The organism is Rubrivirga sp. (assembly GCF_049648075.1).
Lineage (GTDB): Bacteria > Bacteroidota > Rhodothermia > Rhodothermales > Rubricoccaceae > Rubrivirga.
This window is the reverse complement of sequence record NZ_JBARYR010000200.1, coordinates 1-1,644: the sequence shown is the minus strand read 5'-3', so window position 1 is coordinate 1,644 and position 1,644 is coordinate 1. Positions and strand designations below refer to the sequence as shown.

Annotated in this window: 3 protein-coding genes; all 3 read right to left on the bottom strand. The window is 70.1% G+C overall.

Annotated features, from left to right (window positions below; translation table 11 throughout):
• Positions 1 to 60 precede the first annotated feature (60 nt).
• Positions 61 to 732, bottom strand: coding sequence for a phosphoribosylglycinamide formyltransferase (purN, locus tag WBA11_RS05795; protein ID WP_424519766.1), 672 nt, complete (start codon positions 730 to 732; stop codon positions 61 to 63).
• A complete protein-coding gene (locus tag WBA11_RS05790; protein ID WP_424519765.1) occupies positions 732 to 995 on the bottom strand; it encodes a SemiSWEET family sugar transporter in 264 nt (87 codons plus the stop codon). The genes purN and WBA11_RS05790 overlap by 1 nt, the downstream gene beginning before the upstream one ends.
• The coding region (locus tag WBA11_RS05785) for a S66 peptidase family protein (RefSeq protein WP_424519764.1) at positions 992 to 1,644 on the bottom strand (653 nt) is incomplete at its 5' end. The genes WBA11_RS05785 and WBA11_RS05790, both read right to left, overlap by 4 nt.

Genomic DNA, 1,644 nt, shown 5'->3' with positions numbered 1-1,644 from the left:
TCAGCGAGACCGGTCTTGTCACTAACGGAAAGCAGAGCGCGACGGACCGGGTAGCGGTCGTCAGGGGAAGGGAGGTCCTTGACCGGGATCATGAGCGGAGGGGATGGCGGGGTCCGGGCGCAGGGGCGCGGAGATCGTGACGAGTCGGTCCTCGACGGTCACGCAGCCATCGGCCACGAGCGCGAGAGCCTGGGGAAAGAGTCGGTGCTCGACCTCGAGGACGCGTGCGGCGAGCGATTCGGGCGTGTCGTCGGCCTCGACGCGGACAGGCTCCTGCAAGATCACGGGGCCGGTGTCGAACTCGGCATCGACCAGGTGGACCGTCGCGCCGGAGACGCGGCAGCCGTACTCGAGGACGGCGCGATGAACACGCTTGCCGTACATCCCGGCACCGCCGAACGCGGGCAGCAGCGACGGGTGGACGTTCAGGACGCGGTGCCGGTACGCCCAGACAACGGGCTCGGGGATCTTGCGCAAGTAGCCGGCGAGCGCGACCGTGTCGGTCTCCCAGCGCGCCAGCACGTCCAAGATCTGCTGCGCGAAGACGGCGGGCTCGGCGGGCGGAACGACGGTGACGGGGATCGCCCGGTCCCGTGCCCTCCCCGCCGCGCCCGTGTCCGGCCGGTCGGTGACCAGGCCGACGGCCTCGGCACGGAGGTCGCCGCGGTCGATGGCGTCCAAGATGGCGCCGACGTTGGAGCCGCCGCCGGAAGCGAAAAAGGCGAGGCGCATCAGGTGTTGCGTCGGCTGCGGATGACGTGGACGAGCACGGACCCGACGAGCCCGATGGTCACCACGTTCGCCGCGATGATGGGGAGGTCGTCCAGGAGAATGCCGTAGGCCAGCCACGCGAACAGGCCCGCCAGCAAGATCGCGTACGTCCCGAGCGAGAGGTCCGCCGAGGACCCCGAGCGCCACGTTTTCATGACCTGCGGCACGTAGGCCGCGGTCGTGAGCGCCGCGGCGACGAGCCCCAAAACCGTCACGCCGTTCACGACGCGACGCCCTCGAGGACGCGGAGTCGTGCCGTGCCGCCGACCTCGAGTCGGGCGCGAACCCCGACCGGGACCGTCGCCTTCCGAGTTACGTGTCCGTAGACCAAGCCGCTCGCGACGGGACCGTCGACGAACCGGGCGTAGTGCGCCAGCACTTGGTCGACGGTCAGCGTCGGCCGACCGGGCTTGACCTCGGCGTCGGTGAACAGGCCAAACACAATCCCACCCAGTTTTTCGAGGACGCCCGCCAGCCGCAGCCGCGCCAGCATTCCATCGATCCGGTACGGCGCCTCGGCGACGTCCTCGAGGAAGAGGATCGCGCCCTCGAGGTCGGGCAGGTACGGCGTGCCGACGAGCGACGCGACGAGCGCCAGGTTGCCACCCAAGAGCACGCCTTCGGCGATGCCGTCCTCGAGGGCGGTGAGCTTCTCGCCGCCCGGCCCCTCGAGGTCGTAGTCATGGGCGCCGCCGGCGACGGCCCAAAAGTGATCCTCGGTCTCGGCGTCGAGACCTTTCGCCCAGTCGCTCGCGACCATCGGGCCGGAGACGCCGGTCAGCCCGGCCTTCGCGTAAAGCGCCAGGTGGAGGGCCGTGATGTCGCTGTAGCCGACGATCAGCTTGGGGTTCGCTCGTGCGGCGTCGTAGTCGA